A 17,343-nucleotide genomic window follows, 5' to 3' on the forward strand; every position below is an offset into this window, starting at 1 on the left:
TTCTTAATGTTTTTGCTAATAAAGAGCCGGCTTATTGTATTGCAACTCAGTGATTTCTAACTCAAACCAATTAAATTCTCCATCTTCCTCAAACCAAGTAACAGCAGACTTACTTGGTATTCGTATGCCGTCAAATTCTTTAAATTCCTTATTTATTCCTCCCCAATCACTTAAGATGTATCTTCCATTAACTTCTTTATATCTTTTTCCCACGAACTGGAGAATGTCTCCTTTTTCATTAAAATGAAATACGCCAGAGACTGATAGACCTTCATGTTCCATTGTTGCTTTAGCGGAGTTTCGATCAATTTTTTCCCACTTTATATGAGGACTTAGTGCTGCAGTTGGAAACCACATCATTTCAGCAAGGTAACGCATCATTGTACTGGAATCCATTTCAGGATCCTCTGAATACACAACAGGGAATAAAGAGAGGAGTTTTATTTTCATCTTCCCTTTTCCAGCTTTAAAAGTATCCATTCCTGACAAATCAACCAAAGGTGCCATTTTAACATCCGCTATCCAAACAAACCCCGGTTCTTCGACTGTAAAGTATTGCTCTGCCTTAGATGGCATCCATGGACCATTTTGTTTTATTCTCATCTTTCCCTCTTGTTTGAGGCGAACGGTTTTTATTCTTTCTTTTCCAATTACATTGGAATTCGTTAACCAATTTTTCACTGGATACGGTAGGTCTTTAATGTCATCTTTATCAATTGTTTTTGTCCTCTCTCCCTCAATACCATTAAATAGACTAATAACTTCTTTTTCTGCACCCTTTAAAAACAAAACCTTGGCTATTCTAGAGATTGCAACCGATAAAAATAGGATTAAGGCGATAACAATTAATAATACGATTATCCATTTTGGCATGGTGACCCTTCTTTCTTAAGCGGGTGTATTTTGCTATATTCTTTTTAGACCTAGAAGAACCAATTTTTCTTGAAATCACTCTCTATGTAATTTCTTTGTCGCCTTATTAATTGTCACTAAGCAGAAGATCATATTGATAGGGACTAATTCAGTGATCACACGCTTCACATTTAACTTTTCTTGGGCACCATCTTGGGTTAGTGGGTCTTAAAAAAGTTACTTGTTAATATTAAAATTTTAAATTATTTATTGTTGGTGTAGTGCTCTATAACAGATGGGAGAAGAGTAATAGATTGAATTATAAGTCCCAGGAATATGTAGAAAACGTGAATAAACGCTACTCCTTGTATCATATACAATTCGACCGTAATCCAAATGATTAAGATAAAACCGAGGTACAACGAACTATTCCATGACCAATGTGTTTCTTTATAGAGTCTGAGTTTTTCAGCGGTTTTTAATGGCTTTTCAGAGATAAGGAAAATTGCAGTGATTAGTGGGAGAATGCCCAATCCAACAAATAGTATAAGTCCAGGGATGAGAAAATTATTAAAGGGGCTATTTTGTAACATCTTCAAAGGCATTGACAAAATCGAACCATCAGGAGAAACAATCAATACACCTCCACCAAAAAGAGCACCTATTCCAAGAAAAATGTGTAAAAAAATTAACAAATGACACGCAAAAGACTTCTGTTGTTTCACAATCATTAGAATCATCTCCTGAAAGATTGTGTTATCAGATTAATTTTACAATATTTCAAAAATTTCAAGATAGTAAGTTATGGAGGAACTGTGAATATTCTTAGGGGTGGCACCTTTATTAAAGGCAACATGTATTCAAGATTCTCAGGTATCCGTTCTACCAACAAAGCAATCAATCAGGCTTTTTCAAACCACTGGTGTTTTGGTGTTGTTTTTTCCTCAGATCACTTTGCAAATTTTCTAATCCACTTAGCATTCTTAACTAAACTTTTTTCCAACTTTTTATCAATTTTATTGCTCATATTATATACCTAACCTCAATACCTATATATACTTACTAATCATTTATGGTAAAATAGTATTCCTTGGCAGGGGCATTTAAAGAGCGAGTTGGCAACTTATGACCAACTCGCTTTTATCTTTATGAGGTGATTCTAAAGATAAGTGTCAGGCACCTTCTATTTTGGATGCATCAACTATTTAAATGCAACCAACTTTTCTTTCATTTCACTAGGAATTTAGATTCGTGTCTTATGAATAAAGCGGCTTTTTTCTTAGGTTATACTCCTCAACTTACCTCACAGTTAATTCAAAAAGAAGCAGCGATGCCTTGCTTAGGGATCACCGCCATTAGTTAAAAATGATTAAGAGTATACTCCTACTAATATTTAGTTCCATTGAAATCAGAAATTTTAAAAATTTTTATTCATCTTTTAAATGTAATAAGTTGCTTTGCAATTACCCACGGTACCTCTGGGTACTGTTGTTCCAAGTGCATCTGTAAATACCCTACTTTATTTTCAATTTGCAAATCAATCCAGTAAGGATCTACCACATAAAAGATACTAAAAGAAATCAGATAAACAACAGACAATCCCTGAATAATTTTCCTCCATTCATTTTCCTCTCAAAATGAAGATACCGATAAATAGACAAATTACCAGACATTTCTTCCGGTTTTAATACCGTTGTGGATTCCAATTTTCTGAAAGGTTTTTAACTAAGAGAGTCAAATTGTTTGAATATTTTTAAAAAAACACAAATTTTCCTAAAAAAAACCTATGCTAAATAATTTTTTAGACTTTTATAATTAAAATCATTGGAAACGTTTACACCAAAAAAATGAAATTAGTTTCTAATATATGGGGGTGTGATTGTTACATACAGTTTAAACGAAGAAAAAAAAACAAGGAGGGATATTATGAAAATTGGTAAAAAGGTTACCAAAGCTGTTCTTTCAGCAACATTGTTATTTGGGCTTCTTAGTGGCGGAAGCCTCTCGGCAACGGCAGCGAAACATAGTGACCTGCGAGTACAGTCTGCAGTAGTAAATGCAGATGCACACAAAGATTTCGGTAAAATAAAGAAATCTATACAAACAATTCCATCAATTAAAGAAATTCCTTATGGTGATGGCATGACTTTCCACAGCGAGCCTACTAATATTAGTCACCCATTTAGCTCCATGTATAGTTCCAGTGGCCATGTAGACATTTGGAATGACTACGGCTACGAAGAAAAGGAGTTTTTCCAGTCCGGCAAAGGTAATATTTATAGCATCAATAAGAAGGATGATCCATATATCATATCCTCGAACAATGATTACACGACAAGACTTTTAGTAAGATATCCACAAGATCCTTCTAAATTCTCTGGTCGAGTATATGTAGATATTCTAAATGCTTCCAGCGGTGTCGACTTAGAAGATACTTGGGGCAGAAGTTATGATTGGTATATGAATGAGGGACATGCTTATATTGGTATAACTTCGAAAACCAATACCGTTAATGCATTAAAGAAATTCGACGTTACAAGATATGCAGACTTAAACTGGAAGGTAAATGGTAAAGATGAAAACGGTCTGTTCTGGGACATGCTTTCCCAATTAGGCTCTAAACTGCGCAGCAATAGTGCTGGCGACCTATTAGGCGGGCTAGAACCAGAAAATGTTTACTTAACAGGTCAAAGCCAATCAGGAATGTATTTAAATACTTACATCACCTTATTTGATGATATCCTTGGAAATTCCTATAAAGGAAAGCCCATGTTTGACGGATATATGAATCTAGTCGGACCTGGAACAACCTATGTAAATTCGGGTGGACCACAACCTAGTACTACCTATTCAGATACGAGTGTCCCTTATATGGTAATCATGTCTGAATTTGAACACAAGTTTGCTAACTTACCAGGAATGCCTGGGATATCTGATATGGCAGAATATGAAAGAAAGCCAGACTCTTCTACTGCAAAAAACAAGTTTAGATTTTATGAAGTAGCTGGTACTCCGCATACTGACCCTACCCTAGCGGTTATTCCGAACAGTGCTGAAATTGCTCTTGGTAACGGTACTGGCAGACCGCCAAAGGAATATGACCCGGGTAATTATGAAAGCGATTTAAATCTCCAAATCTATGTAAATGCTGCACAGGAAAACATGCATAAATGGGCAACTGAGGGGGTCCCTGCTCCATCTGCTGAAGATAAATGGATTAACTTTAATGAAACTACTACAAATGGCAAAACAGTATATACTCCAAAAACAGATGAACACGGAAATGCATTAGGCGGCATTCGTGCACCACAAATGGAGTATCCAATTGCAACGTACTTTGCCAGCAGAAATGGACTTCCTTTTGAATCAAATGGCAGCATGGTCTTCTTTACGGCTGATAAAATCGCAGAATTGTATCCTGATTATGATCAAGATTACAAGAAGCCGTTTATTAAACAAGCTCAAAAACTATTGGATGAAGGCTATATTTTACAAGAAGGCTTTGACAAGCTTGTCAATTATGCAGAGGAAAAGAAAGGCTTTGGCGGACCTGATGCTGAAAAAATTTACGCAATCGCCAATGAAAAGCCAACCAAAATCGTGGAAAAGCCTTTTGATTATGAAGCGATTGGTTTCCACCAAGAAGAACCAGATGTTGCGGCAAATCCACACCTAAGCCACCCTTATAATTCTATGCTGGATTCAGTCGGCGCTGTCGACATTTGGGGGGACTATGATTATACCGAAAAGGAATTTTTTCTATCAGGGAATGCCAATGTTTATGAGTTAGGAAAAGTTGAAGGTAATGATGTTCCAACGATCAAATCCGGACCACATGATTATACAAACAGAATCATTGTGCGGATGCCTAAGGATATGAAAGATTTCTCCGGAGCAGTTTATATCGATATTCTCAATGCCTCCAATAATTCTGATATGGAAGATACATGGAGAAGAAGCTGGGAATATTACATGGAAAATGGGCATGCTTATATTGGCATAACATCTAAAAATGTAAATGTAACTGCGTTGAAAAAGTTTGATCCTGTACGGTATTCAGACATTGATTGGGAAGCTGATAAGCCTGGAGTTTACGAAAATGGTCTATTCTGGGATATGCTGTCACAGTTGGGTGTCGCACTAAATGACAAAGAACAAAGCGAGCAAATCCTTGGAACCAAACCTGAATTTGTATTCCTTGGAGGCCAAAGCCAATCTGGTATGTATTTGAATACGTATACCAATGTGTTCCAGCCATACTTGTATAATGCAAAAGCAAAAGAATACATGTTTGATGGCTATTATAATTGGGTTGGAGCGATTCCAACTGCGATTCAGCCAACAGCGGTAATTCCAACCGCAAATGACCCAAGTCCGAAATCCATTTATAAGGCAATGGGTGTTCCGACCATGGTAGTTATGTCGCAAGCCGAATTTGGATTCAAAGAAGGTGCAGGTCTATTCCCTTCTTATAAAACCAAAAAGGACCAAAACAGTGAGCATGATATCTTCAGACTTTATGAAGTATCAGGTGCACCTCACTCAGATGCCATCTCACCGATCATTCAAAACAATGATGCACTTGTTAAGGCTGGGGTAAATCCAAGAAAATACCCGACCAGCTCGCTGCCAAATACTATTAAGAGTGATTTGCACATTGATATGTTTGTAAGTGGTGCGATGCAAAATCTGTATGATTATGCAGTTGCAAGGAAAAATAATCCAAATGCAGATCCAAAGCAATACTTCCCTGCTGCTGACGATAAATGGATAAACGTTGATCCAGCAACAGGTAAATTCCCAAGAGATGATCATGGCAATGTTATAGGTGGTATCCGTCATCCTCTTGCTGATAATCCATTAGCTACTTACATGGTGCAAAGTGATTTTATGACCATGTTTAGCGCTGACAAACTAAAAACGCTATATGGAACAAGGGAAAACTGGGTTAATAAAATGAACGCTTCCGTTAATCAATTACTGATTGAGGACTTAATTCCTCAAACAGTTGCCGATTCCTACAAAAATGTAATTGCCAATAACCCAACATCTTGGGATAAAAAATAAAATGAAGAAAAAAATGTATTCTTTGGTGTACATCTAAAATACGTACAACCAAATAAGCACATTTTGAGCAAAATAACGGTGCTGTCCGATAAGTCCCTAAAATAAGGCAAGTGGAGAAAAACACACCGTTTTCTCCACTTGCTCTTTGTATTATGATATCATCCTCTCAAAATACCCCACTTGTTAAAACATTCATGATCTATATAAATTCCCTTAAAAAATCCACCCCATTATTTGTTTTTCATGCAAACACCCATTAAATCCCCAGTTTGTCACATAATTCTCTCTGCTCCAGATATTGATTTTCCCCTCTTTTGCTAGATTCTCCTCCTTCCTAAATGTTTCAAGGTATTTATAGGGTGGATTCATGATAAAAGCCACTCGTGCGTAGCCCTCTTTTAGCAGCGTTCCTTGAATCGATTCTCCATCGACAAAAACATAGGCTAACAGTCGTCCGTAGGAATCTCTCATGTTTCCCTGTTCAAACTCCAAGGTTAACTTTCCGCTTTTCACTAGCTCGCTATTCCGTAAGAATGCTTCTTTTGCATAGAATTGGACACACGTATTTGGATTTTTCGACTCTGGTGTATCGATCAATAAATAGCGTACCGTTTCCATATTTCCATTAACATTCACTTTAATGGTATCGCCATCAATGATATTTATTAACTTAACAGGAACTTCACTTCCTTTATTTTCAGTCATCTGAAGGGAGTTCTCTGGTGCAGTTTCTTCTTTTTGTGAAGGCATGGAATAGAATGCAATACAGGTAGCTGCTGCGATCATGGCAATACCACCCTTTCGTTTTCTCATAAATATTCCCCCTGGCATTCAAGTTCCTATCTAATATGGCTTCACAAAAAACCCCGCTATGGCAGGAAAACACTTCCAATCCTTCTTCATATCCCGAAACGAAATCACATCATTTCCTCTAGCAATCTGAAAATCTAGTGAATATTCGTGACAGTTCAATGGGGTTAGATGGAATTTTTCGCAATAGAACTTGATGGCAGCTTGCTCGCTGGTTGCAAAGATAAATACAAAATCCTTTTGGTTCATCTTCAATGAGTAGACACGAATTTTATAAATGCCTAATACATTGTTTTGAATCATTTCCTTTACTATCTGATGATCAGCCTGTTCTAAGTTGATCTTAGTCATATCGTCATCCAATGATATTTTCTTCTCTATTAGTAAATGATGAATATAGTGGGCCAATGCAGATTCTTCAAAACGTAAACTATCTAAGTAAGCGTCTTTTACAAGCATGTGGTTACACCTCGGTCATTTATTTTTTAATGGCTATATGAATGTTCACAAGGAGGTGACACTATTCCTTGTGGTCTTCTATTCTTCCTGTATGCTCGTTGTAATTCACTGCGATTGTTCCGACAGGACCATTGCGGTTTTTCGAAACAATGATTTCAAGGGCTTGATTCTCAGCTTCCTTGTCATAATACGCTTCACGATATAGGAACATTATGACATCCGCATCCTGTTCCACACTGCCCGATTCCCGAATATCAGACATCATTGGCCGTTTATTTGCCCTTGATTCAACCGATCGATTCAGCTGCGCCAAACAAATAACGGGGCAATCAAAATCCTTCGCCATTGCTTTAAGAGATTTGGATATTTCCGTTACTTGTTGATGGGAATTCCCACCGTAAAATTGACCAGAATGGATCAATGTTAGGTAATCGATAAAAAGGATTGGTTTCTTCTGTGGAAATTGATTCATCATTTTTCTCGTTTTCGCTCTCATTTCCGCAATCGTTTGTACGGACCCATCAAAAATTTGAATATGCGTTTCAGTTAGATCTCCCATTACATCTGACCATTTATTCTTTTGCTCTTCACTTAGCATTCTTTTTGGATCTCGCATTTTTCCACGGTTAAATCCCCCTGTCGAAGCAACTAATCTGGAGGTTATTAGCTTTTCAGGCATTTCCAGGGAGAATAGTAGTGGTAAATAACCCGCCCAACCCGACATTTTAGCAAAATGAAGCATGACATCGGTTTTTCCCATTGATGGTCTAGCTGCTAAGATGGTCACTTCTCCGCCCTGAAAGCCTCCCGTCACTTTATCAAGTTCTTTAATACCGGTTGTTGCACTTCTCAGCATTAGTGGATCCTCCCATGGTGCCTCATAAATATCTGATAACGCCTGCTGTAAGGAGGTGTGATCGTCCATCCTTGCTTGGTTAATTTTATCCAATTCTCCCATTACCTTAGCAATCTCCCAATCATTCATGGAGGCAATTGTTAAAATATTTCTCTTTTCCCGTTCCTTCCACAGATCAAGAATGAGCTTCTCCATTCCGTCAAACTTCACAAGATCCGCATACGATAACAGCTCAGAAAGGTAAGACATTCCACCTAGTGCATCAAGGTCGGGCAAAGTGGTAAACGTGATCAAATCAATATTCTTGCCGGCATGGGTTAACTCTAGCATTCTTCGCATGATATCTTTATGCCGTGTATTTTCCAGCTGTTCAGGCTGGATTACCGTATCCTTAAGCAGGTATTCCGCCTTCATCAAGCTTCCTAAAAATGCTTTTTCTGCTATACTCATCACTCTTCACCTCTCGTAAGATCAAGTTCAAATCGAGCAGGTATCGCTCTTCCGGAAGGAACACCTTGAGTTGATTGCTTTTGTCTTACAACGGGCTTTTGGTTTTCAAGGTAGGAATCAATTTCTTCAATGGTCAGTAACGATTCATTTTCCCAGTTTTTCAGAATTCCAACGACATAACTCAGCCTTCGCTTGTTATTGGCACAGGCAATATTCATCGCTTTTAAAATCATCGCTTTCGGCTGTAAAAAACTAGAGTCATCTAACCAAGCTAATAACTGCTGTTTCGCACTGACATTTGTAAAACCAAATCCATTTGCATCCCAAAACTCGATAATTTCTTTCACATCGTTTCGACTCTGCTGCATAGGATTTCCGATGTCTAAATGATTCTCTAAATCTTGAAAAGGAGCATTTTGATGTTGGTTTTCTATTTGTCTAGTAGAAACCACACCATCAACCTCTTCAAGGTCAAAATCTAAATATGTATCGTCTTCATCTTGATTGATATCCTCCTGGTCGTTAACCGTTATTTCGTGATCACAAAAAGATCTATACAAACTACGAATTTCCTGTTTCTCAATCGTTTCTGACACATATTGAATCAGTGAGGTATCCTCTACTTTCTTTAATTCACTTATCATACAATCCATGACTGGTTTTCCTGCTTTATTCAGGTTGTCATTCCCCCAGCTTCTAATCGCAAGTTCTCTCGTCACAGGATTGTATCGAATTACCTTGTGATGGTGGGTGAAACGTTCCAGTAATGAATTAACAGTCTCCTTGGAAAACCCTAACTCAAATGATATTTGTCCTATGGTAATCTTATAGATTCCAATTTGAGTCGTATTTGGATTCGTAAGGATGTAAAGGTAAAATAACTTGTCCTCTGGCGTCATCTCTTCCAGAACAATCGGGTTCTTCCAAAATTCATTACGTACGATTCTAAACTTTGCCATCTTCATCACTAACCTTTCTTTACTTAAGAGTACTTTCACCCTGTATATATAGAAAAAGGAAGAAAACGGACAGGGTGATATTCCTTCAGATGTGAATGATTTGTGACAATGGAAATAAAGGTTCCTATGACTGTTGATTTAAACTCCATACAACTGATCTGAATGGTTTGGCTACTCGATACATTTTTCATACAAAAACACTCACAAACATTGATAGTTCAACATTTGTGAGTGTTTTAAAGTTAGTAAATATTCTTTTGTGAAAACAATATGTCAGCTTATTTTTATCTATTTGGATTTTTCTCTTATTTGGGTAAAAATCTTCTTGTTGTTGTTTTTCTTTTTCTTTTTCTTTTTCTTTTTCTTTTTGCCCACGTATCGTAAAATTTCCATGGACGTATCGTCAAACTCTTCAAATCCTTATCGATATAAAAAAAGACACTAGCACAATTTTTAACCTTATTAGACGATAGAGAATAAACATCAGAAAATACGGTTATAACCCCCGTAAATGCAAAAAGGATTATTTACCATTATTATAGTTAGCTAACCTTTCTCCAATCGGTGTAACGATCCCATCCATACTTATAGAATTCTTCTTTTTATGATATTCCTCTAAGTCATGTTCACTTTTATTGGTAGCCCATTGTTGAAGAGTATCTCGTTCACCATCGTATGAGTAGAACGGTACACTATATCCACATGATGTTTTTACTGTTTCAATCTTTGCATGTATAATTTGTCGAGCACCAGGAAGTATATCAAAATGTTTCGCCATATCAGTCCATTCTGGTGTGCCAGGTAATATCACATTACCGCTGCCATAAAGCCTTAAAATCATAGGAGGTCCTTCAAAAGCTAAAAACATAAAAGTAATTCTACCGTTTTCTTTTAAATGTGCACTTGTTTCATTTCCACTACCAGTTAAATCCAAATAAGCTACCTCATTTGAGGAAAAAATTCTTAATACATCATGACCTTTCGGTGAAATGTTAACATGACCATCTGCTGTTAGAGGTGCTGAACCAACGAAAAAAATCCGTTGTTTTCTTATAAATTCTTCGTGTTTTGGAAGTATCGATGAATAAACAGTTCCCATATTAAATTCCTCCTCATCTAACAAAAGTTAAAAATCATATTAGAACCTCCTAAAAGTTACAAGTCAGTACTAATAACATATTTTACCACAACCAAAACTATGTTACTTTACAATGTATCTCTTCAACTGCTCCGTAAGTAGTAATCTGTTATTCTAATTAATATTCCGATCTATGACATCCTTGGCATTGTTTTCAACAATTTCACATTCCTTAAAAGTGATGTAATTGCAAAGCAAGTGGTTGGCAAAACTCCTTATGAATTGGATGGTTCGTTACATGAAAAATTCCTTTATGATAGTTGTGATAATCTAAAAGTAAAAGAGTAAAACGAGTACATACAAGTAAATTCGATTAAAGGAGTCGATAAATATGACATGGACCATTGCACTTTCGGTATTACTCGGAATTGTGCTTAAAATGGTAATGAGTCCTCCAAGTGCAGTTGTGGAATGGATTTTTAGTAGATTTGCACTTCATCAAAAACTTAATTCAAAAGATGTTACTGTAACTTATATTGAAAAGCTCTTAGAAGAGGAAGAAAAAATTCGATTGATTGAAAATTTTAATGAAGCTACTTTTTTAAAACAATATGATATCTTTCCAGGCAAAGAAAATTTATTTTTACATCCAGAGACCAATGTTGCTCCATTTGTTATCAATTTAAAAAGAGGGGAAAATGATAGTAGAATCTTTGTTTATTGTTTGACTGATTACGTGTATGTAGTCAAGCAGTCCTATAAGAAAGTAATTGCTTATAATCTTAGATCTGAAAATCTACAAAATTCCACTTTATCTGACAGGGTTATAACTAAGGATGTAATATAAGACAAAATTGATGTACAATAATATCCCAATACCTTGTCATGTGCTCGCATACAAATAGAAGCTGTTCAGGATTTTTGAGCAGCTCTAATTTAATACTCCAATATAGCAGATCCACATACCATACAAACCTACACCGAATGAAACCATGTTTACTTCAAAATAAAAAGAACCACGATTAAATCATGATTCTTGGTAAAGTAAAATATAAGCTGAAATTGCTGTTAAAGAGAATGAAGAGCTTCTGCAAACCTTTTAATTCCTTCATGTATTGACTCCTCATCTTCCCTAGCGAATGTAAATCGCACAAATCCCTTTTTGGATCCCATCGTGGAACCAGGGACATAAATAACTCCCCTTTTAATAGATTCCTCCAGTAATTGCATTTCGTTAAAGTCTTTTTTTATCCGGCACCATAAATGAATGCCTCCCTGAGGGATTGAAAATTCAACTTGTTCCTTTAAATAAAACGTAAGGCTAGTAATGATTTGATCCCTTCGTTTTTTTAACTCTTTCACCAAACTATTGAGATGTGAGTGAAAACTTTCTGATTCTAAAAAATCATTTGCAATCCATTGAGTAAAGCTAGCATGCCCGAAGTCGATTTGTTGTTTCGCATCGGATAGTCTTTCAATGACTGGTTTTGGTCCAATAATCCAACCAATCCTTAACCCAGAAGCAACAATCTTTGATAAAGAGCTTATATACAAGACATTGCCATGAGTATCCATTGATTTTAATGTTGTAACCTCTTCCCCTGAAAATGAGGTTAAACTATAGGGATCGTCTTCCACTACCGGAATCCCATGTTCAGAAGATAGCTCTAAAATCGCTTTCCTTCGGTTTTCCGTAAGTAAGGTCCCAGTAGGATTTTGAAAGGAAGGGTTTAAGAATATCATTTTAATTCGATGTTTTTTATGTAAAGTTAATAATTCTTCTGGGTTTATTCCATCCTTATCAACGGAAAGAAAATATGGTTTTATTCCGGCTGATTTAAAAATTGGAAGATTATAATTATAGGAAGGGTCCTCTAAAGCAACGGCATCTCCAGGCTTTAACAGGCATTGAACGACAAGGTGTAACGCCTGCTGCGCGCCAGATGTAATTAATATCGAAGAAGGATCGGATTCAATTCTCCGAAATTGCTTTACATGCTTTGTAATGGTCTCCCTAAGAATAAGGTTGCCTTGTGGATGATCATATCCTAAGCTTCCGATAAATGATCTAGAAGCGGTTATTTGTCTTAAAGAATCTAATGGAAACAGATTTTCTGATAGTTCTCCACTGGCTAAATTAATGAGTTTATGTTCAACTGCTTCTTTTCGGATCCTTTGGGTAACAGGTAAATTTGGTAAAAATGATCCTGCCTCTATGTACCTGTTCCAGCTCGGAATACGTTTCTTCGTAATCCCCCAGATATCCTTGCTTATGGTTGTCCCGCTTCCTCTATTTCGTTGAATCAGCCCATTGGATTCTAACTCATCATAAGCGGAAACCACTGTACTTCTGTTTACGTTAAGTTCCTTAGCTAAGTATCTTTCTGATGGCAATGGTTTATCAGGCGGAAATGTACCATTGGCAATTCCATTTTCAATATATTCAGCAACCTGTTTATAGATGGCTTTTTTAGCCTTACGATCTGGTTTCCAATCCATTGACTACAGTCCTTATGATTTTATTTTTCTACTTATATTATTTTTCTATTTCACGTTTTTACTCTAGAGTTATTCCCTACCAGAAAAACTATAAAAAAATAACCTACCGAATTATTGAGTCAATAGGTAACAAAACAATATAATTTATGCGAAAAATCTAATATAGACTCCAAGTGAAATTAGAGATAAGGTAATAACCACAACATAAATTAACGTTAAGTTTGTGGTATTTCTTTTTGTCGATCCTCTATAATTTTCATCACTTTTTCCTGTGATTAGCAGTGTCGAAACAATTGCTATTAATAAAATAATAATGACCAAAACATACATAAAACTCATGTTCCACCTCTAAACGTAATATTAAACTACTTAATAATAAGCTTAAGTAGTTAACTAGATTTGCATTCTTCTTAATGATAGCCAACTCTCTAAATAATTTATATTATAATATATATCTTTATATTAGTTACCATCCAATTAATAATTATTTTACCCATCCACTTTATTAACTTGTAACCTTAAATTCCTTTATTTTAAAAGAGGCATTAACGGCTTTCTTTCCTAGCAAATACAAAAAACCGGGCAGAATCCGCCCGGTCCAGTTTGAATCGTTAACATCCGAATAAAATTATGCTGCTGGGTTAACTTCTAATTCCACTTTAATTTTGATGTCTTTCCCAACAAGTACGCCGCCTGTTTCAAGAGCTGCGTTCCAAGTTAGACCGAATACTTCACGGTTAATTCTTGCTTCTGCTTCAAATCCATAAACTTCTACGCCCCAAGGATTTGTACCTTTACCATTAAATTCAACAGAAAATGTTACTGGTTTTGTTACCTCTTTAATCGTTAAGTCACCAGTTACACGATAGTTATCTCCATCTTTTGTAATGCTAGATGATATAAAATCAATCGATGGGTTATTTTCTACATCAAAGAAATCTGCAGATCTTAAGTGGTTATCACGATCGTCGTTACGTGTGTTGATGCTTGCAACGTCCAATTTGAATGCAATGGAAGCTGAAGTTAAATCTGTTAAATCTGCTGCTTCTACTTCTGCTATATAAGATTCAAATTGTCCTTTCACTTTAGATACCATCATGTGTTTTACTTCAAATCCTACGCTTGAGTGTGATTGGTCTACTGTCCATTTTGCCATTTTAAAATTCCCCCATTTTGTTTTTATAGTTGCCTCGAAATCGAGATATTTATCCAAAAAAAATGTTTACACACATATTTTTTGGTAATCAGCTGAAATCCTCAAACCCATTATTATTCTTAAATGAGTTATCTCGAATTCAGTTATTTTTAACTTGAGATAAATTTACCATATAATCATTTAAAGTGTCAACACTTTATGATTTTATTTTTTGATCAACAAAATTAACAAACCAACATACAAAAAGACGCCATAGAATTAAGGGCTGTGGCAATAGTCCCTCTCCAGTTTTTAAAAGAATCAGAGATAAGAGCATAACTTGTAATGGTCTTAATATTTTAAAAAAGCCGTACACATCCATTTGATGTGATACGGCTAAGAAATTAAAATTGTTTACTTTGTACTGTTAAACTGCTTTTTTATGTTTTGATTTAGTAAGATTTTCTTTATAATTTATGAGATTCTCATACCCTATCTTGTTATTTCCCCATGTTTTTTCATATTCCCAGCCTGTTAATTGTTCAAAAACCTGACGGGCTTCTGGTGTAACATCTTTTTTTGAGCCGCCATTTTTTAACCGTTCAATCTCATTTAGGAGAATAACATGATTTTCTTTTGTTAATTTGTAACGATAGGAGATAATTAATCCTCCCACTAAAAAGATGAGTGTACCAAACAACAGGATAGAAATAATCATATTTACAGCTGATTCTGGTTGAGATCCTTGTCCGGATACAAAGCCAGCTTCTTGCAAGGCCACACTTACTAAAAAGACAGCCAACGCTTGTGTTCCCTTCCGGATTAAACTCATGACACCGGCAAAGACCCCTTCACGTCTTTGACCTGTTAACGCTTCATCTACATCTGGAATAAAGGCGTAGTTATTCCAAGGAATGTAGTTCAAACCACCACGGCCCAAACCACAAATTCCAATCATGACAAACAATAAAGCGGTGCTATTTAGTGTACCAGTATATTTCAATACAATGAATCCAACAATTCCAGCAATAAAGAAGAAAATTGCTGTTCTAAAAGCCGGTGCAGGATTCAATTTAATCGTTAATGTAAGAGCAATCCATACACCAAATATCTGCATGGCATACATAAACGTTAGTAAGTTAGAAGCATCAACAGCACTTTGCATGAGCGCAAAGACAACAAAATAAGTAAATACTGCATTGAATACGTCTTGACTTAAATATCCTCCTAAATACATCCCTAGATGGTGACGGAATGTTTTTACACGTAAGGTTGAGAACAAGTCGGCATAAATCTTATGAACATTTTGAACGAACGTTCTTTTACTTATCGTTTTTTCTACAGGTATTTCATCAAGTGGTCGTTCCCAGGTATTTTTGTATAACAGAGTTAAAACAATTAAAAATATTACTGTGAAAATGATGCCAGAATATAAGAATGTCAGAGGATCATCTTTCCCTAATGCTTCTACAAGTCTACCAGGAATAAATGCTGCGAATACAGCAGAAGCTTGCGCCACGAACATTCTTGCACCCGTAAACTTTGAACGTACTTTATAGTCATTACTCATTTCGGCTGCAAGAGTATCATAGGGAATTAAGATCATTGAATACACAAGTTCAAACAATATATAGGTTAATAAATAATACCAGTAATTAAATCCATCAACCCAAATTAATGTATACACCAGCACAAGTGGAATGGCAGCCAATATAAAGAATTTACGTCTGCCAAAACGGCGGCCTAGTTTTGTTTTATGAAAATTATCGGTTATATACCCCATTGTTGGTGCTGCAATGGCATCGACAATTCGAGCAATCGCGAAGATAGAACCAGCTTGAACAGCCGTTAAATTACAAAAAGTTGTTAAGAAGAAAAGTAACCATGCAGCTGTTAGTGCAAAGGCTCCTGCCCCTAAAAAGTCACCTAAACCATAAGACAAATAATTAATAAACTTCGGTTGTCTCTTCATTATTTCTTCTCCTTCTATTTGAAAAGATGTGATAACCTATTTTTCAACTAATATAAGTATTAAGAAATTCTGCTAATGCTAAGATCGCCAAGGATTGACCATATGGCATCGTGGTGATTCTGATTTCTTTGTAAAAATCAAGTGTATCTCCCATCCCTGTTCCGACTGATACTTTTTGTAATGCACCTTCTTTATTCACTTCATTGATGAGTCCCTGAATGGCCTTGTAGGCTACTTCTTTATAATCCTGGCTAACATATCCCTTATGTACCGATTTTAAAATTCCATATGCAAATCCTGCTGTAGCAGATGCTTCTACATAAGAGGTTGAATCATTAATTAATGTATGCCATAATCCGCTTACATTTTGGTATTTAGCAAGAGCTTCGATTTGCCTGTTCAATGTATCGATTAGGAAATCGTGAAGAAAATCGCCTTTTTTCAATTCCAAGATTTCAATAATCTCGGGAATCGCAATCGTAATCCAGCAATTTCCTCTTGCCCAAAGTGCTTCGGCATAATTATGATTTTCTTCGAATGTCCAGCCGTGGAACCATAAACCTGTTTTTCTGTCTGTTAAATATTTGATATGGATGAGAAATTGCTTTTTGGCCTCTTCTAAGTATTCTGGTTTGTTTAGCAGTTTTCCAATTTTCGCTAATGGCAGCACGGTCATCATTAATGTGTCATCCCAAAGCTGATTTTTGTTTTCTGGTCCATAGGTCATATGCTGAAGACCATCTTCGCAAGTACGAGGCATATCATTCATAACCCATTCCGCCCATTCCTCTAAATGTGGCAGATAAGTCTTGTTCTTGGTATCCTCATATAAAAATGCCAATGTTAAAAATGGTGCCATTGTATTGACGTTTTTAGGAGGAACACCTTCTTCGAATCTTGCATGAAACCATTCATTAATAATATCTAAAGCTTTTTGATCCTTGGTCAATTTCCAATATTTATAGATTCCATAGAGCCCTACACCTTGAGGCCAGTTCCAAACATGCCAGCTTTTATCGTCAACGATTAAGCCGTCAAAATGAAGTAAAAATTCACCTGTTTGATCTTTAATTTCTGTTAGATTATTCATTAATAAATTTATGTATTGAATAATCTCTTTCTTTTCGATGACATTAGCCTGTATCACAATAATCCCTCCAAATGAATGAACTTTGTCTTTTAAACCTGAAAACGTTTTAATGCTAT

General features: G+C 36.0%; 14 protein-coding genes. 2 read left to right on the plus strand and 12 right to left on the minus strand.

The window, feature by feature from the left end:
- Nucleotides 1-15: 15 nt before the first annotated feature.
- Nucleotides 16-873 (minus strand): DUF6544 family protein, encoded by an 858-nt coding sequence (locus F4694_RS18305; protein WP_179600586.1) that lies wholly within the window; start codon nucleotides 871-873, stop codon nucleotides 16-18.
- 242 nt (nucleotides 874-1,115) lie between these two features.
- The gene (locus F4694_RS18310) at nucleotides 1,116-1,583 is read right to left on the minus strand and encodes a hypothetical protein (protein WP_179600588.1); all 468 of its coding nucleotides are present in this window, start codon (nucleotides 1,581-1,583) and stop codon (nucleotides 1,116-1,118) included.
- A 1,195-nt stretch (nucleotides 1,584-2,778) separates the two neighbouring features.
- Here F4694_RS18310 and F4694_RS18315 point away from each other — a divergent pair.
- A complete protein-coding gene (locus F4694_RS18315; protein WP_179600590.1) occupies nucleotides 2,779-5,919 on the plus strand; it encodes an alpha/beta hydrolase domain-containing protein in 3,141 nt (1,046 codons plus the stop codon).
- 213 nt (nucleotides 5,920-6,132) lie between these two features.
- On the opposite strand, the gene F4694_RS18320 is transcribed toward F4694_RS18315, so the two are convergent.
- From F4694_RS18320 to F4694_RS18340, 5 genes are all read right to left on the minus strand, one after another.
- Nucleotides 6,133-6,732, minus strand: a complete 600-nt coding sequence (locus F4694_RS18320) for a thermonuclease family protein (RefSeq protein WP_306458489.1) — start codon at nucleotides 6,730-6,732, stop codon at nucleotides 6,133-6,135.
- 30 nt (nucleotides 6,733-6,762) lie between these two features.
- Entirely contained in the window at nucleotides 6,763-7,188 is a 426-nt protein-coding gene (locus F4694_RS18325) for a hypothetical protein (RefSeq protein ID WP_179600594.1), read from the minus strand.
- Between the two features lie 61 nt (nucleotides 7,189-7,249).
- Nucleotides 7,250-8,494 carry a replicative DNA helicase gene (locus F4694_RS18330; protein WP_179600596.1) on the minus strand — a complete coding sequence of 415 codons (1,245 nt, stop codon included), beginning with the start codon at nucleotides 8,492-8,494 and terminating at the stop codon, nucleotides 7,250-7,252.
- Nucleotides 8,494-9,453, minus strand: coding sequence for a DnaD domain-containing protein (locus F4694_RS18335; RefSeq protein WP_257029300.1), 960 nt, complete (start codon nucleotides 9,451-9,453; stop codon nucleotides 8,494-8,496). Before F4694_RS18335 ends, F4694_RS18330 begins: the two co-directional genes overlap by 1 nt.
- 523 nt (nucleotides 9,454-9,976) lie before the next feature.
- The gene (locus F4694_RS18340) at nucleotides 9,977-10,552 is read right to left on the minus strand and encodes a pyridoxamine 5'-phosphate oxidase family protein (protein WP_179600598.1); all 576 of its coding nucleotides are present in this window, start codon (nucleotides 10,550-10,552) and stop codon (nucleotides 9,977-9,979) included.
- 370 nt (nucleotides 10,553-10,922) lie between these two features.
- Here F4694_RS18340 and F4694_RS18345 point away from each other — a divergent pair, with 370 nt between their 5' ends.
- Complete coding sequence (locus F4694_RS18345; protein ID WP_179600600.1) at nucleotides 10,923-11,378, plus strand: YfmQ family protein; 456 nt, start codon at nucleotides 10,923-10,925, stop codon at nucleotides 11,376-11,378.
- Between the two features lie 221 nt (nucleotides 11,379-11,599).
- On the opposite strand, the gene pdxR is transcribed toward F4694_RS18345, so the two are convergent.
- The 5 genes from pdxR to bglB form a co-directional block, all read right to left on the minus strand.
- A complete protein-coding gene (pdxR, locus tag F4694_RS18350; protein ID WP_179600603.1) occupies nucleotides 11,600-13,030 on the minus strand; it encodes a MocR-like pyridoxine biosynthesis transcription factor PdxR in 1,431 nt (476 codons plus the stop codon).
- A gap of 144 nt (nucleotides 13,031-13,174) precedes the next feature.
- Nucleotides 13,175-13,369: a hypothetical protein gene (locus tag F4694_RS18355; protein ID WP_179600605.1), complete on the minus strand. Its 195-nt coding sequence runs from the start codon at nucleotides 13,367-13,369 to the stop codon at nucleotides 13,175-13,177.
- Nucleotides 13,370-13,658: 289 nt separating this feature from the next.
- Nucleotides 13,659-14,186: a YceI family protein gene (locus tag F4694_RS18360; protein WP_179600607.1), complete on the minus strand. Its 528-nt coding sequence runs from the start codon at nucleotides 14,184-14,186 to the stop codon at nucleotides 13,659-13,661.
- Nucleotides 14,187-14,592: 406 nt separating this feature from the next.
- On the minus strand, nucleotides 14,593-16,137 hold the full coding sequence (locus F4694_RS18365) for an MFS transporter (RefSeq protein ID WP_179600609.1): 1,545 nt from the start codon (nucleotides 16,135-16,137) through the stop codon (nucleotides 14,593-14,595).
- A gap of 43 nt (nucleotides 16,138-16,180) precedes the next feature.
- Nucleotides 16,181-17,227 (minus strand): beta-galactosidase BglB, encoded by a 1,047-nt coding sequence (gene bglB, locus F4694_RS18370; RefSeq protein ID WP_257029314.1) that lies wholly within the window; start codon nucleotides 17,225-17,227, stop codon nucleotides 16,181-16,183.
- Between the last annotated feature and the right edge of the window lie 116 nt (nucleotides 17,228-17,343).

This window comes from Neobacillus driksii, from assembly GCF_013409995.1.
Taxonomy (GTDB): Bacteria; Bacillota; Bacilli; order Bacillales; family Cytobacillaceae; genus Neobacillus; species Neobacillus driksii.